This is a genomic window from Cyanobacteria bacterium FACHB-DQ100 (assembly GCA_014695195.1).
Classification (GTDB): Bacteria; Cyanobacteriota; Cyanobacteriia; order Leptolyngbyales; family Leptolyngbyaceae; genus Leptolyngbya.
On the sequence record JACJNW010000037.1, the window covers coordinates 187284 to 210424 of the forward strand.

The window sequence follows — 23141 nt, forward strand, 5'->3', positions numbered from 1 at the left end:
TATTGCCCAGGTCATGAGCAACCCATTTTTCTAAGTAGAGATTCCTCTTTATGACAAGCATAAACATGGAGACAAAGCGCTACTCCGAAGACTTCGATCTTCAAAGCCATTGGCTCGTTCTGAAACGTCGCTGGTTAGTTACTGTCGGTGTGTTTGCCGCAACAGTCGGACTCGTTGGACTGGCAACCACCATGCAACGACCGAGCTATGAAGCAAACGGGCGAGTGTTAGTTCAGACAAACCGCACCACCTCGCTAACCGGTGTCGGTGAAAAAATCGGAACGCTTGAACCCCTCAGACGCGAAGGTAATCCACTCGATACTCAAGCAGTCGTCGTGATGTCCTACCCCAATTTGCAGCGCGTAATTGATACGCTGCAACTTAAGAACGGCAAAGGACGATCGATGACTCCTGAAGAACTGGCTCGACGGCTTAAGGTCGAACCCGTTCCAACTACCGATATTCTCAACGTCAAGTACAACGACGACGACCCAGAGATGGCAGCAAACGTGGTCAACTTGATCATGAAAGCCTACATCGACAGCAACCTTAAAACCAACCAGGAAGAAGCCACCAAAGCAGGTGGTTTTATCGAAAATCAGCTTCCTGCTGCACAAGAAGAACTGAACAAAGCTTCTGAAGCCCTACGCAACTTTAGAACCCGCAATGGCATTGTCGATTTAGAGCGCGAGTCGGCTGCAAACATTGCCTCAGCCGCAACCCTTCAAGATCAGTTAAGCCAAGCGCGGGCACAGCTTGCCGATGTCGCTCGGCAAGAGCAAGCGGTTGTGAATCAATTAGGACTTAGCCTCGATCAAGCTATCAACCTTGCCTCTCTCAGCCAATCCGCAGGCGTTCAAGAAGTTCTTAGCCAACTTCAGCAGGTTGAAACTCGTCTCGTTACCGAGCAATCCCGATTCAAAGGCACTACGCCGCAAATTCAAACCTTGCAGCAGCAGCGGGATGACCTCAACGCCCTCCTGCAATCGCGAGTGGTAGAAGCTGTGGGCGCAAATGTGTCTGTTGCTCCGGGAGGGCTGCAAGTCGGTGATATTAAACGTAACCTTGCTCAAAGCTTGGCACAACTACAGTCTCAGCGCCTCGGTTTAGATAGCCGCATCTCGATGATATCGGGCTTATTAACCAACTACCGCAGTCGCGCCTTAGAAACTCCAGCCTTAATTAAGCAAGAGGGCGATCTTGTCCGTCAGCAGGAAATTGCGCTGACTGCTTATCAAAACCTCAATGCCCGCAAGCAAGAAATTGAGGTCGCAAAAAATCAGCAGGTCGGCAACGCCCGGATTCTGCAAAACGCGCTAGTTCCGACCCAACCCGCCGGACAAATGCGCCTGCTCTTGTTGGCATCCGGAGCGATCGTGGGGTTACTGTTAGGCATTGCGGCGGCATTCCTGATCGATGCAATCGACCGATCGCTCAAGACAGTGAAAGATGCCGAAGCACAGTATGGCTATACCCTGTTGGGGTTAGTGCCCCGATTTGAAACCAGTGATACTCCGACGATTATCTCGCCGAGCGGTGATGATATCTCGCCACGAGTAATCGCGATGACTTCGCCGCGATCGATGATTCATGAAGCCTATCAGATGCTACAAGCGAACCTGAAGTTCATGAGCCTTGATCGGAAGGTGAAGACGATCGTCGTGAGCAGTGCTGTTCCTAGAGAAGGTAAATCTGAAGTGACGGCGAACCTTGCAGCCACCATGGCGCAATCGGGTCGTAAGGTGCTGCTCGTCGATGCAGATATGCGGAATCCAACACAGCATCATCTCTGGGGATTAGTGAACTCGGTGGGTTTAAGTAACGTTGTGGTCGATCAAAGCGAACTGCGACAAGCGGTGAAGCCGATTACGAGCAACCTATCGGTTCTGACTGCGGGTGTAATGCCACCCAATCCACTCGCAATTCTTGATTCTGAGGCGATGACTACGTTCCTCGAAACCGTCGCCAAAGACTATGATTATGTCTTGTTCGACACGCCACCGCTTGCGGGCACTGCGGACGCTGCGGTACTGGGCAAGATGGCAGACGGAGTTTTGATTGCGGTGCGTCCGGGTGTAGCGGATTCAGCCAGCGTCGCAGCGGCAAAATCGCTGCTCGATCGCTCCGAACCCAACATTCTAGGACTGGTGGCAAACGGTGTGAATGTACGGTACGAGCCGGACAGCTACTTCTACTACACCAGCCCGCGTGAGCAAGTTTCTGATCGCGGTGAACGGACGCGATCGGTGTTAACTAGGTAGCCCCCAAATCAGTTTGCTGTAAAGAGGAACTAGCGCGATGTCTGCTGAGAGGCATCGCGCTTTTTTTCATGCCGGGGTTCCCTTTTAGCGCTCATCACTCAAACTCGATCGCGAACGCCCAGGGAACTTCGTTAAAGAATTAAAGTCAGCTTTAGAATCAAGATCGGCATGACGACGAGGTGCAACAACTCCAAAAGTCGCACCTCGTTTCGGTTGGATTAGGCACTTGACAAAGGATTTTTACGGTGAAGCGATACTTCTCTTGGAAAACGATCGGATTCGGGTTTATCGGAGGATTGGCGCTGGCTGTGGCTGGAGCTTCGCCGAGCCTTGCAGCTGAACGGCTCAATTTACGGTTAGGGCCGTTTGAGCAATCGATCGCCGTTTCAGACTTAGAAAAATTTGCTAAAACAGGCGAAATTCCCTCGACGCTCCAGCTTTATTCGGCACTGCTAACGCCTGACTTCCGCAGAGCGCTCAACAGCCGATTACAGCTTGATCCGAACTTGGGCACTCAAATTATGGAAGATTTGCTCAAGTCGCCCTCTGGTCGGCAGGTGTTGGACTCTATTCGGCAAGCGGCACCAGGACTGAGCGTAGAAACTTTACAGGCAGGATTTTGGCTGGCAGCGCGGCAGGCAAACGGCTTAGACGCGATCGGGGTGCTCAAAGCGATTCCCCAGGATAGTGTGACGGTTGATGTGACTCAAGCAGTAGGAATCGCATCGCAGCTTAATTTTTCATACTGGAAAACGCAGGGCATTCGCTCACTGTTAGAGCGCAGTTTAGATCCAGGCAGCTCAACGTTTCGCGCCTCGTTTGATCCGTCGATCGCAGGAGCGCAGCAGGTCGAGGAGGACTCGCTTTTATTCATTGATGAGAAGCGCAATCGCAGATTACCCGTTGATTTTTACTGGAGTGCTGCCAATCCTCAAGCGCCCCTCGTCGTGATTACACCGGGATTTGAAGCAAATCGTAAGTTTCTCGCTTATTTAGCACGGCATCTTGCCTCACATGGATTAACGGTCGCAGCGATCGAGCATCCGTTTCTAGCGCGGGCGGGGTCGCTTTCTGCGCTGAACCCCGATCGGTTAATTCCAGCGAGCGAGTTTATCGATCGCCCCAAGGATATTCAATTTTTGCTGGATAGATTTGCGGAACTGAATCAGCAACCCGGTGCGCTGCAAGGAAAACTGAATACTCAACAAGTCACCGTGATCGGACATTCGCTCGGTGGCTATGAGGCGTTAGCGTTAGCGGGAGCAGAACTGCGATTCGATGAACTTCGCGAATATTGCCGTACCAGTGGGCTGCTCGATCGAGTTCCAGCAGATTGGTTGCAGTGTGCTGCTACTGAGCGTCCCGAAAATCGTCTCAGTCTGCGTGATCCGAGAGTGGCGCAAGCGATCGCGCTGAATCCAGCGATCGGGCAAATTTTCGGCAAATCGGGACTCAAATCGGTGGCAACTCCAACTTTGATTCTCACCAGTACCGATGATACGTTAGCGCCTGCGTTTAGCCAGCAGCTTCAGCCCTTTTTGCAACTGCCAACCCCGAAATACTTGCTGACCGCGATCGGAACGACGCACTTAAGCGTGAGCGATCCGGGCAATTTTAGCGGTGCAGTCGCGCAAGGAACCCTCGTCAAAGAGCGCAAAGGAGAAGAAATGGAACCCCTGCGCCGTCTGTTACAAGGCGTGAGTTTAGCTTTCATCAAGCAAGCCACGCCCGAAGCGAAAACCTATCAGCCATTTTTATCACCGGGGTATGCCCGATCGCTGTCCAAGCCCGACTTACCTCTGCGGCTCAACACTGAGCTACCGACTAATCTAACCCGCTGGTTAAGCTTAGCCGCAATGTTTTAGAGCGGGATTGATTCGTGTCGATCGCCAATCGACAAAAGATATTGCCGCCCTGCGGTGAATATTTGATACTGTTTGACAGCAAGTTTGCCAGAATCCGCTGAAGCAATCCCGCATCGATTTCGATTACACGACTGATTGTGGCGAATCCTAAAAGCTGATCTGTGTGTTGGTCTCGAATCAAAAACCATTGACTGTCAAACCAGATTGACCCTAGCGCAAACTGTCCATGCCACTGTCCGCATTCCCAAAGCTGCGGTAAAGCAGTCGTGTGCCAAAGCTGGAACATTGCTTCACTTAGCAGTGCAGTGGAGGGTGGCATCTGAATTCATCGTAAATAACTTTTCACAGAAGCTTCAGCATTTTCTATCAGCCGATCTCTTTGCTCATCCAGGTGATCCGCAGAATCTTGGTCATCTTCATATGTCCTTCACACAACGTCCTTTCATGTGACGGTAGACTCTTGTTTTCTAGGTGTAATTCGATCGAACCCTCATCGCAGCTTTTGAGCATATTGGCATTTTTAACTGTTTCTCCGTATTCTCAAGTTAACTCTACGTGCGATCGCTTCAACTTCCTGGAAAACACTGAGTTTGTGCAAACTTTTTACCAGTGTTGTGATCACCAAATCAAGCTGATTTGAGCAAAGTTAGCCTGAGTTAAGCCAACCTACGACGAATTAAGCCGTACAAATACTGAGAAGCTCTCATTACCTCATCTGTAATCTCTTGTAAAACGCATTGATCCAATTTTGCGTGTTTAACCGCTTCGCAGTATCACCATCTTTCGTCTACGTTGGAGGCAAACCGATTCATCAGTTTAATTTGAAGTTCACCTCTAGTTCATTCATTGCTTTGAGTCTTGGTCATCTCTTTAAGTACAAACCTCGACAAAGATAGTATTTTCACTATATACGTACAGATGGTTAAGCTCAAGGCGACTTAATTTCACTGCCCTTCCCAGCTTAGACACAGTATTTGTTGACTCAGGGATCTCTACCAATTTTCAGTTTTGCCGAACTATCAGGGACATAGTGGAATCGAGAATCTCATCTACCCACTTTTTCAAACCGATTCCAAAGAGTAGACGCAACTGATTTAGGAACGAGATTCTCATGCGTGAAAGACTATCTGTCTCTTCATCTATCCTTTGGATATTTCAAACTAGATTACTACTGAGGGCGATTCGAGCAACTCTCAGTTCGCCTAAACGACTCCGGCGCTATCTTCTATTTGGCAGTGATAGCGCAATCTTTCTGACTGCTACTTGTGTTGCGCTGAGCCTTCGATTTGAAGATCAGCCTTTATTCGATCACCTCAATCAATATCAAAGTGCCTTGATATTGGTCATTCCGGTTAAATTTTGTATTTTCTATTTGCTGGGAATGTATCGCCCTCTGCTGCGCCACACCGGGACTGAGGTGTTGTGGTTGGCGTTAAAATCAGTCATTTTAAGCGAAGCGGGATTAGTTGCTTTTACTACGCTAATGGGTGTCCCCGTACTGCCACGATCGGTGCAGATTATCAGCGCTCTGATTACCTGGATTGGAGTAGTAGGTACACGGTTTTCGGTGCGTCGGTTTTTTATGTTAATGCAGACTGCACCGAAGACATCGAGCAAAATTCTGCGTGTGCTTCCAACCCTGGAAGATCAGCATGAGACGGAGCGGATTATCATTTATGGAGCAGGCTCGGCTGGATTTCAGCTTTCCCAAGCGCTGATGCGTGAATCTGCTTATCAAGTCGTTGCCTTTGTTGATGATGATCTTGATATTCAGGGACGATTGCTCGATCGCATTCAAATCCATCATCCTGCGATGCTAAAAGTGCTGATTGATCAGTATCAGGTGACGATGGTGTTGCTGGCGATTCCGTCTGCAAAGCCGCAGGAAAAGCGACGAATTCTGAAAAGCTTAAAAGGGCTTCCGGTAAAGGTGAAAACCGTTCCTTCAATCCGAGAGATTGTGACGGGGCGAGTGTCGATCGGAAAAATTCGGAATGTGGATATTTCTGATTTGCTAGGACGTGAGGAAGTTTTACCCGATCCGGGCTTGCTGCGAATCAACATTACCGATAAATCTGTTCTCGTTACTGGAGCAGGTGGCTCGATCGGCTCAGAACTTTGTCGCCAAATTGCTGAACAAAACCCCCGCTTACTGGTGCTGTATGAATTGAATGAATTTGCGCTTTATTCGATCGATGCAGAACTGGCAGAAACCTATCCGCATATTCCTCGTAAAGCGCATCTCGGATCAGTGACAGATGGCGATCGTTTAACCGAAGTCTTTCAAAAATACCAGGTCGAGACGGTTTATCATGCCGCTGCCTACAAGCACGTTCCGCTGGTTGAAAGCAATGCGGAGCAAGGCATTATCAACAATGCTTATGGAACAATGGTGACGGCGCAGACTGCCGATCGCTGTGGAGTTGACACGTTTGTGTTGATTTCCACCGATAAAGCAGTGCGTCCAACGAATGTGATGGGTGCAACAAAGCGAATTGCGGAGCTGGTACTTCAAGCGCTAGCAGCAAAACCAGAGACCCATACTCGATTTGTGATGGTTCGATTTGGCAATGTGTTGAACAGTAATGGATCAGTTGTGCCGCGATTTAAGCAGCAAATTGCAGCAGGTAAGTCGATTACGCTGACGCACCCAGAGATGACGCGCTATTTTATGTCGATTCCAGAAGCCTCACGATTGGTGATCCAAGCCGGTGCAATAGGTCAGGGGGGCGAAGTGTTTCTGTTAGATATGGGTGAGCCTGTGAGAATTCATGATCTTGCCGTGCAGATGATCGAACTCAGCGGTCTGGTGCCAGGAGAAGATATCGAGATCGAGGTGACAGGGTTACGACCGGGTGAAAAACTCTATGAAGAGTTACTCATTGGTGGAGATGCGATGGCGACGAGTCATCCAAAGATTTTTGCAGCACGAGAAGCAATGATCCCTTGGGAAAAATTAGAGCTGTTATTGGATCAGCTTTTCTTGGTGGCGTATCAGAAGAATCCAAATAAACTGCGATCGCTGCTCAAAACGCTTGTCCCTGAGTATGCTCCTGCAACACAAGCCTCTACCGTCCGTCATCACAATTAGCGATCGGACAAACAGATTAACCTGACGGAGTTCGGTGGAAAGAACTCATATCAGGTTATCTGCTCGTTTTCTCTCAGCCTATCTCAGCAAAATTCGACTACTCGGCCCGATTTGTCTAGACGAAGCTTTCGAGCCTTCAAGCACAACGCGGCTAACTTGCTGTAGCTGATTGCTACTCAAAATCCCGCCCAAATTTGGGTCAATCCCGATCGGGGCCGAAGGAGGGAGTACGGTAGCTGGCGGCGCATTTGGAGTCGAAGGAGATGGCACACTCGGAGCTGAAATTGGCGGCACACTCGGAGTCGAAGGGGGAAGCGTCCCCGGATTGGGAACTGCCGGTGTACCCGGACTAGGGATAGTAGGTGAAGACGGGGCGATCGGAGCTAAACCTGCGGGAATAGTTACGCGCAACTGAACAGGCATCGCATTGATGCGGAACGAAGAAACCGTAGGGCGGGGTGGAATCTGAGGATTGGCGTTGAAATTGTAGTGCGATCGGAAATCAAACACGGTTGGACTGGTTCCTCCGTTACGATCGCTATATCGCGCTCCCTGTCCACTGATATCAAACGTGCCCTGATACTGGAATCCGGTTGCAGGATCGGTGGCGATGCCTGTGTATCTTCCCCGTACAACCAGTTCATCTTGAATCGTGCCGTGAAATCGAGTTGGTGCATTGTGATTGCGGCGGACTGGCTGGAGTTCCCCTCCCGATAGCACTGGAGAAGTTAGCACTCCATCGGTTGAGACGATCGGAATTCCGCGAAAATCGACAAAGTAGCGCCCGCTGCTATCGACCTGTACGAGATTCGGGTTGAAGTCTTGCGCCGAATACACAAGCTGCCCGTTTCTGAAATAGCGTCCTTGACTATCTGTATTGACTCGGGTGGTGCCTTGGTTAAAGTTTGGGTTTTGGCTGGGAGGAACAACTGTGCCAGAAACTACGCCCGTACTGCGGATGACAATTTGGGCAGAGGCGGGATCAATTCCAAGAGTGCCAAATGAAAGCGCGATCGTAAAAAGGGTTCTAGAGAGCATAGTGACTTAAAACCGGAATGTTGTCCGCACCGTGCCAATGACGATCGGATCGTTTGCAGCATTGTGATTCGCATTGAAGATCACGAGAACGCCAGGAGTAATGTCGATCGAGGAATTGAGTCTGGCGCGGTAGAATGCCTCTAAATGCAGCGCGGTGTCAGGTTGTCCGCCTCTGCCCCCTGTGTTGCTAAACCGAGGGAAGTTATAGCCTTCGGGTAGCGTACTACTTGTGATTTTAGGCGGTTGTCCAAACAGAAGACCACCGAGATTTCCCGGCACAAACAAGTCAGGAAATGCAGAAAAGACCATCCAGTTTGTTGTTTGTACTGAACCGGGAAGCTCAACGGCTTTTGAGCTTGTCCATCCACCCCAGCCGCCGATCGTCCATTTCTGATTGAGCCGCCAAGCGACTGTTGCACCGATCGCGTGAGTGGTAAATGCGGTATTCGTCGGTGCAAACGGTGAGAGCAATTGTGAATCTCCGATTCCGGTTCCAATGAAGCCATCGGGCGATCGTGAAAATAGATAATGAATGCCGATGTTGAGCGTATTGGTGGGCGCGAGCGTCAATTGCGCTCCAGCAGCGTACCGACCTCCGATTAGTCCACCGGCATCTGCATTTCCCGCAAACGAGGGCAATTCAGCACTATACACTCCTTGCAAACTGAGGTGCGGATTGATTTGCCAATCGAACCCGACACCGCCTGTGCCGTTCCCGATCGCTAAGATTGGATTGCGTTGTCCGAGCAATGAAGGTGCGCCATCGCCTGCACCTTCAAGCGGATTGATCCCTCGAAAGGTATTTGCGGGATTCACGCCTACTGCACCGATCAAAACACCAAAATTATCAGCAATGGGGAATCGATAAGACAGATCGCTGATAAAGATCTGATTGTCTTGTTCGGATTCGTAGGAGAGCCGCCCCATATTGGTAAAGAGATTAGGCGCAGACGATCGTAAGTTTCCAGTTTGCAGCGTGGTTAACAGCAAGTCTCGTCCACTGAATGAAGTAGCAAGTGAGAGTTGAACATTGCTTGTGAATGTGGGTTTTAATTCCCCTTGACGTTCAGGTACACCGTCTCTGGGAAACAAATCAACATTTGCTTGATTGCTGGCTTGGGCAGATACGATCGCTTGCCCAAACAATCGCGTCGTGGTTGAGAATTGCTGCTTCTCTAGCGTGGTCGATCGCGCTTCTAAGTGATCAACTCGACCGTTTAGCGCTGCCAGTTCAGATGTAAATTTCGCTTGTAGAGTTTGCAGCGTGTCCAAATCTGGTTGGGTGACGATGTTAGACTGCTGAGCCCTGAGTAATGCTTGTACTCGATCGAGACAAGCATTTAGTCCCGCCGCAAACTCGTATCGAGTGATTGCTCGATCGCCCCGAAAAGTACGGTCTGGATATCCTGCAATACAGCCATATCGCTCAATTAATCCCTGTAATGCTTGAAATGCCCAGTCCCTCGGCTGTACGTCCGACAATTGCGAAACCGACGTAACTTGATCCATTCCATCTACAACGGGTTCGGTTTCTGACGCGATCGCACGAATCGAACTAAACTCTGGTACTGCTGAAGAAGGACGATCGACATCCGGTGCAATCGGCCTTAATGCAACTGGTGTATTTGTTTTTATTTCGCTAAACTCTGGCGATCGGACTGTCTCTGGAGTTCCAACTTTAGCGTTAGTCGGCTTTGAGTTTAGATGAATCGAGTTTTGAAGGGTCTTCCTCCCGACAACTAAGCGGGACGGCTGCGGGGGATATGCGATCGCTCCAGTCTCGGTCATCGTCTTACTCCAAATGTTGCATTCTCCTTATACCCGCATTTACGTATAAAAACTCACGTTAGCAATTGGTACTACTGATGCAAAAAATTATCTTTCTGAAGGTGGGCGTACTCGGTATACCCCAAGAGTTAAGTTGAATTACGCCCTGTTATCACTAATGCTTATATGAATGTTCATTCTCGATATCGTCCCAGTGCAATTTTTGCTCTAATTGCTGGATTTGCCGTTGTACTTGGCATCTGCCACTACTATCAGCGCATTTCAAGTAAGCCTGTTTTCCCGATCGACAAAAGCACACTTACGATTACTCGCGTCGATCAACCTGGGAATTCCGAAGTCTAAATGATCGCCTCGCATTGCTAAACGGGTTTTCCTGCACCGGAGGCATCGCGGGTTTGGTAATCTGATTGAGGATTACTGGGAGAGCCGCGTTATGACTGAGACACCACAAGAATTACCAAACGCTGACGAGTTGCTTCTATCACTCCGTCGTAAAGAGGGATCATGGGTTGAGTGGGCACACGCTTGTCAAACACTGCAAAAAGCAGGCCATACACCACAAGCTATTTTTGAAGCCACCGGATTTGAGCCAATTCATCAAAATCAAATTACTGTTGCGGCTCAGGTATTCGACTCGATGCTTAAGGTCGGGGTTTCGGATGCGGTGCGATCGTATTTTGGCAACAGAGCCAGCGATATTCTCTACGAATTACGGATTCTCTCTCAATCTGAAAGAGCCGCAGCCGCAGAGTTAGTGTTTGAAAAGAACTTAGACACGGATGAGGTTCATGAAGTTGCTCGTGCCCTCAAAGATTACTCACGCCTGAGCAAGCAGCCTGAAGCTTTCACCGCACATCCGGGTGATGCAGTGGCTTACCAAGCTTGGAAGAGTGCAAAAGAGAAAACCGATTTGCAAGAACGATCGCGCCTGATTGCTAGAGGCTTAAAATTTGCCCACAGTGAAACGGCTCGAAAAGCGATCGAGTCTCTGCTGACTGATTTCACGGTCACACCCAAGCGTCCTGCCCCCCGTCTTCCGGTTTACCGTCTGGAGTCGGACGACCAACTGCCGCGCATTCTCCCCGTTGCCGGCAAGATGCCATTAACGATCGCAGATCTTCACGCTGTCCCGATGATCGAGGAGACGGGCGCGTTTGCACTCGTGCAGTTTTCCGGTACAGGCGCGTGGATAACGGTTCCAGGATGGCAAGTGATTCGGAGTGCTGAAGATCCGGTCGCGCTTTTGTGTGATAGCGATCGATTACCGACTCCATTATCTGGGAATCCGGAAGAAGTGATCGTGGTGCTAGATCGATCAGAGCGGCAATGGCAATTAGAGCATTATTTTGCCGTCGCCAACGGAGAACAGCTTGAATTGCAGTGGTTTGAAGAAGCACCGACAGTCACGCTTTTAGGACGGGTAATTTTGGTGATGCGTCCGAAAAAGGTTTTAGACGAGGCTTATTCAACTGAACTTTGGCAGATTGATGAATAAAAAAGCGGTTCCACCAATCTTTTGATCTGGGGAACCGCTTTCAACCGGGTAGCGTAATTATCTGACTTGACCGTGCGATGCGGTCATGTCGATCGGCTTAATGAAATATAGCTTTGCAAGTTGAACGCCATTCGAGACGTAGTAAGGAATTTTCTTCAGCGTCTTCACGAATTTCGATCTGCTGCTGCTGTCGATCGCTCTTAAGTTTTCGTTGTTCTGAACGCAAGTTTCAAGTCGCGCATAGAACTCTGGATGCTTCACGTTGAGAATAACCGGGAAAACACGACCTGCGGTTTCGTTAGTTTTCTCGATCACGGTGTACTCAAACTCGCGGGTGTTAAGACCGATCGCTTCATAGAATTCGGTGCGCTGAATGTCATTCAGGTACATCGTCGCAAACACTGACAGCAAGAAGAATCGACACCAGAGTTTAGCCTTCCAGTCGTTGAGGAACTGGGGCTGGGTCCGCATCAACGCATCGAAGAAGTCTCCGTGGCGGTTCTCATCTTGGCACCAGTTATCAAAGAACTTGAAAATCGGATACAGCCGATCTTCAGGATGCGCTTTGAGGTGATGGAAAATTGTGATGTAGCGCCAGTAACCAATCTTCTCGGATAGGTAAGTTGCGTAGAAGATGAACTTCGGCTTAAAGAATGTGTACTTGCGGCTCTTGGTTAAAAAGCCTAAATCAAGCGAAAGATTAAAGTCAGACAACGCTTTGTTAAGGAAGCCTGCGTGACGTGCCTCATCGCGAGACATCAGCGAAAATCCTTCAGCTAGAAGCGGATTGCGGTCTTTCAGCTTGCGGGACAGTTCTTTGTAAAGTAAAAAGCCCGAAAATTCTGCGGTGCAGGAGCGCTCTAGGAATTCGACAAACACACGACGGGTATTGCCGTCGATGTGATCCCAGGATTGCTCGAACTCCTCATCCCGCACAAAATGGTGGCGGTTGTAGTCGTTTCGCAATTCTGCAACGAGCGCCTCGAATTCTTCCTCGTTAACCGAGAGATCCATCTGCGCCATCTCGTCAAAGTCGGTGGTGTAGAAGCGCGGCGTGAGAATCGTTTCTTTCGCTGGAACTTTGATTCCAGGGCGCAGTTCTTCAAAGCCTGGTTTTTTAAGAGAATCTACCATGAGTTTTACGCAGAGCGCAGTGTGGTCTAGGTGCAGTCTGTGGATGCGGCAAATCGCTTTACCGGACTTGATTCCACGATCGATTACGACTTTTAGTGTATCAAGCTTCCTGCAGCGCTTTGACGCGGATTTATTAAGAGTTGCAACGAGTCTTTACATTTTGGAACATTGGTCAAGGGCGCAGAGGCATTAAGCCCACCCTCGCACTCGGTACACTAAGATTCCGACATATTCTTTAAGTACACGAGTGGTGCGACGAATTTGATCGGCATCCGGTAAGGAATCTAGAATTCTCGCTTCTAACGTCGATTTTGAGGCTTGCTCAGCTTGGACTAAGGTGTAATCGGTCGGAGCGGGAATGGCATCAATTCCCAACTTCTTAAAGATCAGCATCGATCGCGGCATATGCATCGCCGATGTTACCAGTAGAATTTTCTCAATCTTATTCGCTTTCATTATTTCTAGCGTGTTTACGGCGTTTTCGCGGGTGTTGAGCGATCGCGATTCAAGTAGCATCGCTGAGCGCGGAACTCCCATCGGTTCCATCAGAATCGCCATGTCTTCAGCTTCGGAACCCGGATTCGATCGCCAATCAATCCGTCCGCCGCTGAGGATCAGACGGGGCGCTCTCTTTTCTCGATAGAGCTTTGCTGCGTAGAGAACGCGATCGCCTTCCTCTTGGACTTCAATCCAGGGGCGAGGCGGTAGCGCCGCTCCCGTTGAGCCGCCTAGCACCACGATCGCATCTGCGGTCGGCAGTTCGCCTTCCGTGATGTACTGATATTCCAAAGTTTTCACAATCGCGTCGCTGACCCAAGGGCTTGAACTCAGCAACAGAATTAAAAAGGTGAGCGTGACGGGGATTAAGGCTAAGCGCGATCGCTTTTGCAATATCAAAACCAACGTGAGCAGCAGCAGCAAGCAGCTTAAGCCCAGCGGGTAAATAAACAGGGGCAGTAGTTTGGAGAAAAATAAAAACATTGAGATTGCGATGCCTTTGGCACACGGAAACGTAACCGATTTCGCAAAGTATTGTATCTCTCCTTTATGATTTGATCGCTTTTGCTGCTTAAATGCTGAAATCGCTTTTTGCAATCGGGATAACTACGGAAGTTTAGCGAATGGGACTGAATACTCAATCGAGTGTTTAAGTATTTTCGAGGATAGAGTGCAGTCACAGTTCTGGATTGAAAAGCCTGAACCTTTGGATGATTTTGAAATTGATGAAGTTTGTTTACATAAGTTAAATTGTTTCTCATACAGCAGGGCGGCAACATGGAAACGAAAAAGCGGTCAGAATTAATTCGGTTTCTCCGGGAAGAACTTGCGCTTCCCATCTCTGCGATCGATTTTGCGGTCAAGCACAGTCAACCGGAACTTACACCTCTTCCAATGGTTTTATGGCAGTATGGTTTAGTGACGCTGAACCAGCTTGACCAGATTTTTGACTGGCTAGAAAAAGTCAGCTACACCCTGTGATACAGCTGACCGTTGCGAATTTGCACGACCGGATCATTTGCTTGCCGAATCAGATTTTCATCGTGCGTTGTCACTAAAACCGTAACCCCAATTTGATTTAGCTTTTTAAGAATCTTAACCACTTGCAACGAATTTTCTGGATCAAGATTTCCGGTCGGCTCATCGGCTAGGACAATCGGGGGAGTTCCGACGATCGCCCGCGCAATACTTGCCCGCTGCTGTTCCCCACCAGAAAGCTCTTCTGGAAAACAATCTGCTTTGTGAACCAGACCTACCATTTTCAGAGCAGGCTGTAAGCGCCGCTGAATTTCAGGACGAGAGTACCCCTGCGCCCAGAGAACAAACGAGACATTTTCCGCCACGGTTCGACGCGGAATCAGCTTGTAATCCTGAAACACAACACCGATGCGACGGCGCAAAAAGGCGAGTTGATTGCCGCGTAGACGAGCAGGATTTTGACGATTGACAAAAATTTCGCCTTCAGAGGGCAGTTCTGCGCCATAGAGCAATTTAAGAAGAGTTGATTTCCCGGAGCCGGAAGGCCCTGTAATAAACAAGAAGTCGCCGCTTTTCACGTCGAGCGAAATGCCGGAGAGCGCAGAACTTCCGTTCGGGTAAGTTTTGCTCACCTGACGCAGTTGGATTAGCGCTGCTGGCACAGATTGAGAGTCATCACGGGTAGGGACAGAGGGCGACGGACGATTCAGGGCTTGAGCCATAACGATCGACACGGGAAATCAACTCCACCCTTGTACACCCGAAATCAGGTTGCTTCCTCCGGGAAATCGCGGGATCTTAGAAAGAGGTGAGCTTGATTGAGCGCTCCTGTTTGAGTTGTGAAGGCTAAAAGGACTAAGGAGCGGGGAGCAGGGGTAAAAAGGGGCAACACCCCACTCCCCACCTGAGTCAGCATGAAAGTTTGTCACCCTCGCACACTAACGCTTGAAGTCTTTCAACCACTCACGCAACTGCTCACCCGCGACATCCCGACCGCCAAGACCAAACGCGATCGCAATCGCCACCGCGATCGCGCCCAGCAATAGCCCAAACGCCAAATTCACAATATTCGGCGCAATCCCGATTTGCTGAAGCGCCAACGCTGCGACAAATCCCAGAATCGCAACTCGCGCTGTCTGACCCAGCAATTTCGACTGCCGGCTGCCAGAACTGGTAATCAAGCTGTACGCCAAGTTCGCAAAGTACAATCCAACCGCAAACACGACTAGCCCAGACAAAATGCGCCCGAAAATGTAAAGCAAGCCAGAAATAATCGCCGTTAAGGCTTGAATTTGCAGCACATCTACCGCCGCAACGGTCGCAAACAGCAGAATTCCAACCAAAACGATGATGCCCGCAATCTCAGATGGCGATCGTACTGCCATTTTCTGTTGATCTATGGGTTGACTCACCTGTGGCAGCGTTTCGCCGGTTTGAAACTCGGTACTGTACTGTTCGGGTGGAACCTTGGGTGTGTAAGGTGCCGATTGCAGCCCTAGCCAATAAAAGAGATTATCGAATCCAATACTTGCGAGAATGCTAGATACCAAATCGGCAACAAACTTGCCGATTACATAAGCGATCGCTAAGATTGCGGCGGCGGTGAAGATCAACGGCAAGGCGTTTAGCACTTGATTCAGCATTGCGGTTGCAGGTACCGAAATCGCTGGAATCCTGAGTGCATCGAGCGCGGCAGTTGCAGTTGGAATCAGAATTAACACATAGACGATCGTGCCCAAAATCCAGGACAGCGATTGACCGCCTCTGGCTCGGTTTAGTCCAATTCTTGCTCCCACTTGATCTGTCCCGATCGCGCTCAGCAAGTTTGTGACAATTCCCCGAACTGTTCGAGCAATAAACCAACCCACCACCGCGATCGCCAACGCTTTAATAATGTTGGGAAGGGCGCTTAAGATATCATTCAGCAGATTCTGAACCGGCTGGAGCGGGCCTTGCAAATTCAGTACGCCTAAAATCAGCGGCAAGAAAAATAGGAAAACAAACCAGTAAACCGCATTGCCTAACGTCTCACTGAGCCGAAAGGGAGGGGTCGCTAACGGATCGTCACTTGGCTCAGAGAGCTTCTCATCTAAAGAAAACGATTCCGAGGTGCGAACGACGATCGTTTTCGCAAGCGTCGCCACAACCCAAGCCAATCCGACCAAGAGTGCAGCCGCACCCAACTGCGGGAGAAAGGCGAAAATTTGATTGAGAAAATTATTGAGCGGCTGTGAAACTGTGTTTAACCCAAGCGCATTTAAAGCAGCGACTACAGCCAGGATCATTATGATCCAGAAGACGATCGTTGAAATCAAACCTTCAACGTTAAAATTTGCTCGTCCTCGTCCGCCAGCAACCCAGTCTGCGAGTCGATTATCGAGTGTGGTTCGCTTCAGCAATCCGCGCACAACACTCGATACGAAGACAGCGACCAGTGCTCCAATTAATAGGACAAGCAGCGCCCCGCCGAGTTTGATGATTAACTCAGCGACATTAATTCCTTGGATGTAGCCGAATGGTGCCTCTCCGGGGGGGAGTTGGGCGAATTGAAAATTTCCCGCAAATCGCGGCATGTCGCTGAACTGATCAAGATGTTGCCAGAACTCATTCATGATGTTTTGATAAATCCTTTCGCTTTCAAAAAGCGCCGAATCGATCGCTTTTGTAGATCTATGACAACCGTTGTCCTAAGGAAAATAAATCAGTTGCTGAATATTAGAGCTGTCCACCGTAAAACTGCGGACGGTTTGCTCAACGTTTAGCGGTTTCTCCCTAAAATTACGGTTGCACCATAAGCGTACTCGTATCTCTCGTTAGAGAAAAGCTCCTGGAAACACTTTTTTGAACTTTCTATGAAGTGTCTGGATAATCGATCGACGATGCCAGTTTGCTAAGCTCGCGTTTTAACTCGACAAAAATTGCTGAGTCGCACAAGTTAGTGGAGAGTATCCCATTTCCTAAATTGTTTTTTCTTCAGTCCAGAGAGAGAGGTCGAACGATCAAGCTAGGTTTGCGAATTCAGAGACAATAAAAGGAATCGATCGCAGGAGAGAAATCGGTGGAGCCACAAGTTTTCGAGCAATCAATCCTAATTCAAGCCAGCGCAACCAATGTAGAGCGCTGCTTTACTGACTTAAAGTTGATGCACCGTTGGCTGAATCCAGCATTGCGCTGCGAACCGATCGATCATTGGTCTACCGAAGTTGGCAGCGAGAGCCGCTTTGTGATTCAAATTCCGGTGTTACAACCTGCACTTAAAAGTGTCGTTGCGGAGCGGCAGCCCGGTTTAGTTGTGTGGCAATTTGAGGGATTTTTTAAGGGGCGCGATCGCTGGGAATGCAAACCCGAAGACAGGGGAACCCGCCTGATCAATCGATTTGAATTCGAGATTCCCAACGCGATCGTGCGCTTTGGATTTAACCAATTTGCGGCAAAGTGGACACAAGAAGATATGCAGGCGCAATTGCGCCGATTAAAGCGAGTGGCAGAAACCTTAAGCTAACTGCCTTCGATGCGATCGAGCAATTGTTCAATCACATCACGATCGTTCGCGTTTGGAACGTTATCAAGATAAGCCTCTAAGTCTTGGCGAGCTTCAATCCAGCGATGGGTTTGAAAATAGATGATGCCGCGATCGCGTAGCTCAAACGGCGCATCGGGAAACAGAATCAAAATTCTTTCAATCATGGTAAGGCATTTTCCAATTTTGCCTTGGTTTAAATAAATGCCCTTTAGATTGGTCAACATTCGCGCCAAAAATTGTTTTGCGGTCACTGCTTCTAGAAACTTGGGACGCATTTCAACAGGCTGTCCGGCAAGCTGATTTAATCGCTCTTGGCAATCTTGCGGAAACAGAATTTCTCCTTCATGAAACGCATCCACAAAAATTTCCATGTCTTCGTTCACCGCAGGACGAATGAGAAAATGCCCCGGCATTCCAATTCCAATCATCGGAAAATCAATGCGTTTTGCGATCGCTAAATACAACAATGCTAGTGAAATTGGAATTCCAGTTCTGCGATCGATCACGTCATTCAAAAAGCTATTCCGCGGGTCATAATAATCTTCAGAATTTCCATGAAATTCTAAATCTTTATACAAATACTGATTAATTGTTTGAACAATTCGCAGCGGATAGGGTTCTTCTGGAAGCCTAGCTTGAATCTCCGCTGCCATTTGATCAAGGGCTTTCAAATAGTAATCAACCTCTAATTCTGGATACTCTTCTTGTGCAATATAAAGGGCTGCTTTTTCTAGGTTGATCTCTTCATCATCCTGACGCACTTCCTGATAAAAACGTTGTCGAGCCAGCGAGAATTCCATTCCTTAATGTCCTACGTAATCATTTCCTGAACCGTATTGCCAGGCATCCACCCACCGATTCCAAACATATTGCTGAACGGGCGGTAGTGCTTCAATCCAAGGTTTTAGTTTTGGCGCGATCGCAGACAAGACGGTATAGATTGCCAAATTAAAATAGTGCAGCATCCAATCTAGCAGAGCTAAAACGCCAACGTGGGGAATAATCTTCAAAACCAACCCTGGATGAGCAATTGCTGTTCTAATCAGGGTTTGAGAAAGTGGCATAAACTGAACGACATCCTGCAAAAAAGGCTTCAAAACTTGCTCACCGGACTGTTGCATCTCCGAAAAAACTGCCATCAGTAATTGATTAATCTGAGCGGGATTCACTTTTTGATTTATGCCAACGCTCATCGATCGCTGAAATAGCCAGGTGACTGATAAGTTTGGCTGATAAGGTTGCAGCAGCGCTAAAGATGAACGATCGAGCCTTTGGCATCGTAGCGCCTGATCAATCCCATTTGTTAATCGTTTCAGGTGCCGCACCATTGCTCCAAAGCCACCGAAGCTGAGGGGCGATTGACTGCCACTGCTATCCCCGATCGGCAAAATTCGATCCCATTCTAGATGTAGAGGACTTTCACGATAGCAGGGAAAGATACCAAACAATGCCCTAACAAATTCAAGTTGCTCAAGTTCAATGCTTTGGTACTCAGGCAGAAGTTTGAGGTAGTCGTCAAATAGCGTTTCTAGTGAAAATCGATCGCGATCCGCATCTAAATAAGTGAATAGATAAGTGGTTCTTCCGTCTCTTGCAGGAAAAGCCTCCCAGAAATACTGGCACTGTTTCTGAATTGGCGTAAAAGCTGCAATTAAATCTCCCGCCTCATTTTGTTCAAATCCCTTTGCACAAGTTCCAACCACTAAGCAAACTCCGTCTGGTTTCTTTCCCTGTCTTGCTTGTTGAACAATCGGTGAAAAATGCCCCATCGCATCTAGCAGCAAATAGGCAGTTAGTGACTGATTAATACACACTCCATTCGGATGAATTTGTACACTTTCAAAGGGCGTATTTTCGATTAGATTACCGCCATTTTTGAGAAATAATTGTTTTAGTGTTTCTAGTAAATACGCTGGATCAACTCCAGTATTTAGGACATTCTTAACAAAAATCTGATTATCCTCAGAAAAGCTGATCCGGACGGGATTGAATTGAGTTGCGATCGCAGCTTCTAACTCCGTTTCATTCAGCAATCCTAACTCTATAAACACCTCTAATTCCTGGCGAGAAATGTTCCATTCTTGCTCTCGCCCCTTTAAAACTCCTCGCTCGATCAGTGTTACTCGCCAACCCTTCTGAACCAATGCCGCACCCAGTAAAATTCCCAACGTTCCGCCACAAATCACGACATCCCAATCCACTGAATCTAAAGGCTGATCCTTCACTTCAACCGCCTGTGGAACGGACATCGAACCTTCTCGCACCTCTTTCCATCGGGCATCGACTCGACGTAATCCTTCCAAGGAATTTCCTGGAATCTTGGCTAAAATCTCTTCTGTGACTGACATTCGTTCACCGCGATCGTTTCTCTATCGTAAATTATCGACCGAATGCCACGATCGCATTTTGTCCCCCAAATCCAAAACTGAAGCACAGAACGTTTCTTAATTCCGTCGATTCAGCCGATGTCGCGATCGCTAGCGTAAATTCCCCGTTTCTCATCCCCACATTCGGCGGCACAATCTGATGTTTCAACGCCATCAAACAAAATGCTGCTCCCAATGCCCCAGATCCGCCAAGTGTATGCCCTGTCGCTCCTTTCGTCGAACTTACCCAAACAGAATCGGAAAAACAGCGCTGGATCAATTGTGCTTCGTTGCGATCGTTTAGCTGCGTCGCCGTTCCATGGGCGTGAATGTAATCAACCTCTTGAGCTTTCAGAGAACTCCGCTCAAGGCACTGTTTCACAGCCGCGATCGCGGCTCGGCTCTCCGGCTCTGGCGCACTGACATGATAACCATCTGCCGTCAGCCCAAACCCCAAAACCCGACCATAGATTTTGGCATTCCTTCGCTGTGCCACCGTTTCAGACTCCAGCACAAAAATTGCACCGCCCTCGCCTGGCACCAAGCCCTGTCGATCGACATCAAACGGAAACGCGCCATCTTTTGCTAGTGCCCCCATTCGCTGAAATCCGATCAGCGTTAGCGGCGTAATCGGAGCCTCGATCGCCCCACAAATCACGCGCTCACATTGCCCACTGCGGATCAATTCTGCTCCCCGCGCGATCGCCCAAAGTCCCGTGGCACAAGCCGCCATCGGAGCAAGCACGATCGCTTGAGACCCAACCAATTGAGCCGTAGCGATCGCGCTTCCATTCGGCAAAGTATTCAACCAGTTTAGAAACTCACCTTCTCCTACGGTTAACTTTTCCCACTGCGCCTGATTTCCCCGACTCGACCCGACGACGATACCGCACTTGCACAACGGTGCTGTTAATCCAGCATCGTTCATAGCATCTAAAACAACTTGGCGCGTTAAGTCCAGAATCTCAGCGGGATATTTGCCAATCAGCGCGATCGGTCGTGGCTCCAAGGCTGAAAAAGGCTGGTAGAACTGAATGCCCGATCGTCCTTCTACCAACCTTTCCCAAGTCTGCGCCAGATTTCCTAATGCTGACGCTAAACCCACTCCAGTTACAACAACAGACATTTAAGGCGAAGTCGTCGGACTCGGAGAAGGACTTCCGGTTGGACTCGGAGAAGGACTTGCAGTACTACTTGTTTTTAAATTCTCTAACCCTTGGGTTACTTTTGCCGACTCAATACGATCGCCCTGTTGAATCTTGTCAACGGTTTCCATTCCCTGAGTCACATACCCAAACACCGCATAGTTTCCATCCAAGAACGGCAAGTCCGCCAGGGTAATGTAGAACTGAGAAGAGGCAGAATCGGGAGCCTGCGATCGAGCCATTGCTACTGCACCACGAGTATGTCTGAGCTTCGGTGGAACGTCGATGCCCGCTTCAGCAAATGTCCGGCTATAAATTGGTTCATTTGCCTTCTGCGGCGTAATTTCAAGGGGAACATCGCGGGGTTGTTGCGTCGCTGGGTCAATAAATCCACCGGTTCCCAGACGATCGAGCGGCACATTCGGATTCTTACTTTGAGGATCGCCCCCCTGCACTACAAATGGCTGTGGCTCTCTCACGACGCGATGAAACACTAGTCCGTCATAAACCTTGCGATTTACCAAATCGACAAAATTTCCTGCTGTAATTGGCGCACTTGTCCCATCAAGCTCCATCGTGATTGGTGAACCCTTCACTGTGATTACGACTGTCGCTTTTCCCTGCAATCGGGGTAGCCCACCGGCTTGAGGAGAAGAAGTCGCAGTTGCAGTCGGGGCGGGGCTACTAGGAGTTGGTGAGCCGGTCGGTGCAGCCGAGGTCTGCGGCTGTCCATTACATCCAGTCAGCGCAACCATCCCGACAATCAACGAGCACGCAACCCAGTTTTGAAATTTTGTCCGCATTTTAAATCACCTATCCCAACAGACCATCTAACATCTTACGCATATTCCATCAGCTTAAATCGACAAAAAAGGTTTGTAGAACTTGGCTCCACAAACCTCTTCGTTATTCTGGCAGCTCAGCATTTACAGTCCTTCAAGCGGCACACCCAGGAATCGAGCTAACCCTGCTGCTTCATTTTCTAATTCCGCTAATGTCAGCGGTTGCCCCACTCGCGTCAGGGGAATATCCCGCATCCCTTTCACTCGGAGATAAAGAGAGCGTCGGGGATTCACACCTTCTCGTAACACCGCTTTCACCGCTTGCACATCCGAGGTTTTCAGGTCAACTTCCACCCGTCGATTTTTTCCGGGAAAGCCCCAGCGAAAAATTTTGACCTCTCCGGTTTCCTTATTGAATTCGTTGTATCCGCCGCCCAAGTTCCAAGCGATCGTCAACCATAAGTAAGTCGCCAGCAATAATCCAGCCGTCCCATAAAAGCCCATTGCCAAACCTTGAGGAACAAACACAAGCTCGGTCGGATCAGAGAACGGCAGCAAATTAACTTTTGTGTAACTCGAAATTGCAGCAAGAAAAAATCCACTGGCTCCGATCGACACGATCGTCGCCCACCAGTAGTTACTAAATCGCCGTGCCCCTAAGACCGGCTGACGCAAAACAAGATTTTCTGAAGAGGTGGTTTGTGCCGCCATAGCGCTTGTGCTACCTAAAAAACTTTCAAGACTTCCACTCTGTAAGCGGTCTGAACCGTACTCAGAGCGTTTTACAATCTTAAAAACAACCCTATCTAGTATACTCCCTACAACGCTTTGTAAGCGTAAGTAAACATAAGTATAGGTACTTATTGACAATTGAACTTTCTCAGGAATCAAATCTGGATCGAAAATGCTAAAACTCCTATTTTGATTGGCGATCGTAGGAAAGTTCAAAAAAAGTTAGCTGAGATTCCACGTATCGGTTTGTAAATTTTCTAATTTCTCCTATTATGTATAGGCATATAAACTCGTTCACTCTAGACAGCCCGTAATTTTTCGTATAGCTAGAGGATTTTTCAAATGACCATCGCAGTAGGTCGCGCGCCAGCGCAACGCGGCATCTTTGATGCCCTCGACGACTGGCTCAAACGCGACAGATTCGTCTTCGTCGGCTGGTCTGGCA

The 23141-nt window shown here is 48.8% G+C and carries 19 protein-coding genes; 7 read left to right on the forward strand and 12 right to left on the reverse strand.

Annotation, left to right across the window (positions count from 1 at the left end):
• Positions 1-65 precede the first annotated feature (65 nt).
• The gene (locus H6F51_21890) at positions 66-2261 is read left to right on the forward strand and encodes a polysaccharide biosynthesis tyrosine autokinase (protein ID MBD1825121.1); all 2196 of its coding nucleotides are present in this window, start codon (positions 66-68) and stop codon (positions 2259-2261) included.
• Positions 2262-2548: 287 nt separating this feature from the next.
• Entirely contained in the window at positions 2549-4126 is a 1578-nt protein-coding gene (locus H6F51_21895) for an alpha/beta hydrolase (GenBank protein ID MBD1825122.1), read from the forward strand.
• Here the strand turns inward: H6F51_21895 and H6F51_21900 are convergent.
• Complete coding sequence (locus H6F51_21900; protein ID MBD1825123.1) at positions 4086-4445, reverse strand: ATP-binding protein; 360 nt, start codon at positions 4443-4445, stop codon at positions 4086-4088. The two genes, H6F51_21895 and H6F51_21900, sit on opposite strands and share 41 nt — an antisense overlap.
• Positions 4446-5237: 792 nt before the next feature.
• On the opposite strand from H6F51_21900, the gene H6F51_21905 reads away from it, so the two are divergent.
• The gene (locus H6F51_21905) at positions 5238-7217 is read left to right on the forward strand and encodes a polysaccharide biosynthesis protein (GenBank protein ID MBD1825124.1); all 1980 of its coding nucleotides are present in this window, start codon (positions 5238-5240) and stop codon (positions 7215-7217) included.
• Positions 7218-7295: 78 nt separating this feature from the next.
• On the opposite strand, the gene H6F51_21910 is transcribed toward H6F51_21905, so the two are convergent.
• Both H6F51_21910 and H6F51_21915 read right to left on the reverse strand, forming a co-directional pair.
• Positions 7296-8255 carry a hypothetical protein gene (locus tag H6F51_21910; protein ID MBD1825125.1) on the reverse strand — a complete coding sequence of 320 codons (960 nt, stop codon included), beginning with the start codon at positions 8253-8255 and terminating at the stop codon, positions 7296-7298.
• 6 nt (positions 8256-8261) lie between these two features.
• Positions 8262-10043: a carbohydrate porin gene (locus tag H6F51_21915; protein MBD1825126.1), complete on the reverse strand. Its 1782-nt coding sequence runs from the start codon at positions 10041-10043 to the stop codon at positions 8262-8264.
• A gap of 165 nt (positions 10044-10208) precedes the next feature.
• On the opposite strand from H6F51_21915, the gene H6F51_21920 reads away from it, so the two are divergent.
• Together H6F51_21920 and H6F51_21925 are read left to right on the forward strand one after the other, a co-directional pair.
• Entirely contained in the window at positions 10209-10385 is a 177-nt protein-coding gene (locus tag H6F51_21920; protein MBD1825127.1) for a hypothetical protein, read from the forward strand.
• Between the two features lie 91 nt (positions 10386-10476).
• Positions 10477-11538, forward strand: a complete 1062-nt coding sequence (locus H6F51_21925; protein MBD1825128.1) for a hypothetical protein — start codon at positions 10477-10479, stop codon at positions 11536-11538.
• 57 nt (positions 11539-11595) lie between these two features.
• Here H6F51_21925 and acsF read toward each other — a convergent pair whose 3' ends face one another.
• Complete coding sequence (acsF, locus tag H6F51_21930; GenBank protein ID MBD1825129.1) at positions 11596-12672, reverse strand: magnesium-protoporphyrin IX monomethyl ester (oxidative) cyclase; 1077 nt, start codon at positions 12670-12672, stop codon at positions 11596-11598.
• Between the two features lie 189 nt (positions 12673-12861).
• Positions 12862-13653, reverse strand: a complete 792-nt coding sequence (locus H6F51_21935) for a YdcF family protein (protein ID MBD1825130.1) — start codon at positions 13651-13653, stop codon at positions 12862-12864.
• Between the two features lie 294 nt (positions 13654-13947).
• On the opposite strand from H6F51_21935, the gene H6F51_21940 reads away from it, so the two are divergent.
• The gene (locus tag H6F51_21940) at positions 13948-14151 is read left to right on the forward strand and encodes a DUF2949 domain-containing protein (protein MBD1825131.1); all 204 of its coding nucleotides are present in this window, start codon (positions 13948-13950) and stop codon (positions 14149-14151) included.
• Here H6F51_21940 and ftsE read toward each other — a convergent pair.
• Positions 14139-14870, reverse strand: coding sequence for a cell division ATP-binding protein FtsE (gene ftsE / locus H6F51_21945; protein MBD1825132.1), 732 nt, complete (start codon positions 14868-14870; stop codon positions 14139-14141). The two genes, H6F51_21940 and ftsE, sit on opposite strands and share 13 nt — an antisense overlap.
• 216 nt (positions 14871-15086) lie before the next feature.
• Entirely contained in the window at positions 15087-16760 is a 1674-nt protein-coding gene (locus H6F51_21950; protein MBD1825133.1) for a mechanosensitive ion channel, read from the reverse strand.
• Positions 16761-17206: 446 nt separating this feature from the next.
• Here H6F51_21950 and H6F51_21955 point away from each other — a divergent pair, with 446 nt between their 5' ends.
• Entirely contained in the window at positions 17207-17650 is a 444-nt protein-coding gene (locus tag H6F51_21955) for an SRPBCC family protein (GenBank protein MBD1825134.1), read from the forward strand.
• Here the strand turns inward: H6F51_21955 and H6F51_21960 are convergent.
• The 5 genes from H6F51_21960 to H6F51_21980 all read right to left on the reverse strand — a co-directional run bounded on the left by H6F51_21960 (position 17647) and on the right by H6F51_21980 (position 22675).
• Positions 17647-18471, reverse strand: coding sequence for a tetratricopeptide repeat protein (locus H6F51_21960; protein MBD1825135.1), 825 nt, complete (start codon positions 18469-18471; stop codon positions 17647-17649). The genes H6F51_21955 and H6F51_21960 overlap by 4 nt on opposite strands.
• A gap of 3 nt (positions 18472-18474) precedes the next feature.
• Positions 18475-20019: an FAD-binding oxidoreductase gene (locus H6F51_21965; protein MBD1825136.1), complete on the reverse strand. Its 1545-nt coding sequence runs from the start codon at positions 20017-20019 to the stop codon at positions 18475-18477.
• Between the two features lie 31 nt (positions 20020-20050).
• A complete protein-coding gene (locus tag H6F51_21970) occupies positions 20051-21163 on the reverse strand; it encodes a beta-ketoacyl-ACP synthase (GenBank protein ID MBD1825137.1) in 1113 nt (370 codons plus the stop codon).
• Positions 21164-21937 carry a peptidylprolyl isomerase gene (locus H6F51_21975; protein MBD1825138.1) on the reverse strand — a complete coding sequence of 258 codons (774 nt, stop codon included), beginning with the start codon at positions 21935-21937 and terminating at the stop codon, positions 21164-21166.
• A gap of 171 nt (positions 21938-22108) precedes the next feature.
• The gene (locus H6F51_21980) at positions 22109-22675 is read right to left on the reverse strand and encodes a photosystem I assembly protein Ycf4 (GenBank protein ID MBD1825139.1); all 567 of its coding nucleotides are present in this window, start codon (positions 22673-22675) and stop codon (positions 22109-22111) included.
• Positions 22676-23141: the final 466 nt, after the last annotated feature.

Coding starts and splice junctions, on each gene's coding strand:
- H6F51_21905 (MBD1825124.1), top strand. CDS start 5,238: ATGCGTGAAAGACTATCTGTCTCTTCATCTATCCTTTGGATATTTCAA.
- H6F51_21965 (MBD1825136.1), bottom strand. CDS start 20,019: ATGTCAGTCACAGAAGAGATTTTAGCCAAGATTCCAGGAAATTCCTTG.
- H6F51_21975 (MBD1825138.1), bottom strand. CDS start 21,937: ATGGTTGCGCTGACTGGATGTAATGGACAGCCGCAGACCTCGGCTGCA.
- H6F51_21925 (MBD1825128.1), top strand. CDS start 10,477: ATGACTGAGACACCACAAGAATTACCAAACGCTGACGAGTTGCTTCTA.
- acsF (MBD1825129.1), bottom strand. CDS start 12,672: ATGGTAGATTCTCTTAAAAAACCAGGCTTTGAAGAACTGCGCCCTGGA.
- H6F51_21970 (MBD1825137.1), bottom strand. CDS start 21,163: ATGTCTGTTGTTGTAACTGGAGTGGGTTTAGCGTCAGCATTAGGAAAT.
- H6F51_21915 (MBD1825126.1), bottom strand. CDS start 10,043: ATGACCGAGACTGGAGCGATCGCATATCCCCCGCAGCCGTCCCGCTTA.
- H6F51_21960 (MBD1825135.1), bottom strand. CDS start 18,471: ATGGAATTCTCGCTGGCTCGACAACGTTTTTATCAGGAAGTGCGTCAG.
- H6F51_21900 (MBD1825123.1), bottom strand. CDS start 4,445: ATGCCACCCTCCACTGCACTGCTAAGTGAAGCAATGTTCCAGCTTTGG.
- H6F51_21940 (MBD1825131.1), top strand. CDS start 13,948: ATGGAAACGAAAAAGCGGTCAGAATTAATTCGGTTTCTCCGGGAAGAA.
- H6F51_21910 (MBD1825125.1), bottom strand. CDS start 8,255: ATGCTCTCTAGAACCCTTTTTACGATCGCGCTTTCATTTGGCACTCTT.
- H6F51_21980 (MBD1825139.1), bottom strand. CDS start 22,675: ATGGCGGCACAAACCACCTCTTCAGAAAATCTTGTTTTGCGTCAGCCG.
- H6F51_21920 (MBD1825127.1), top strand. CDS start 10,209: ATGAATGTTCATTCTCGATATCGTCCCAGTGCAATTTTTGCTCTAATT.
- H6F51_21935 (MBD1825130.1), bottom strand. CDS start 13,653: ATGTTTTTATTTTTCTCCAAACTACTGCCCCTGTTTATTTACCCGCTG.
- ftsE (MBD1825132.1), bottom strand. CDS start 14,870: ATGGCTCAAGCCCTGAATCGTCCGTCGCCCTCTGTCCCTACCCGTGAT.
- H6F51_21950 (MBD1825133.1), bottom strand. CDS start 16,760: ATGAATGAGTTCTGGCAACATCTTGATCAGTTCAGCGACATGCCGCGA.
- H6F51_21890 (MBD1825121.1), top strand. CDS start 66: ATGGAGACAAAGCGCTACTCCGAAGACTTCGATCTTCAAAGCCATTGG.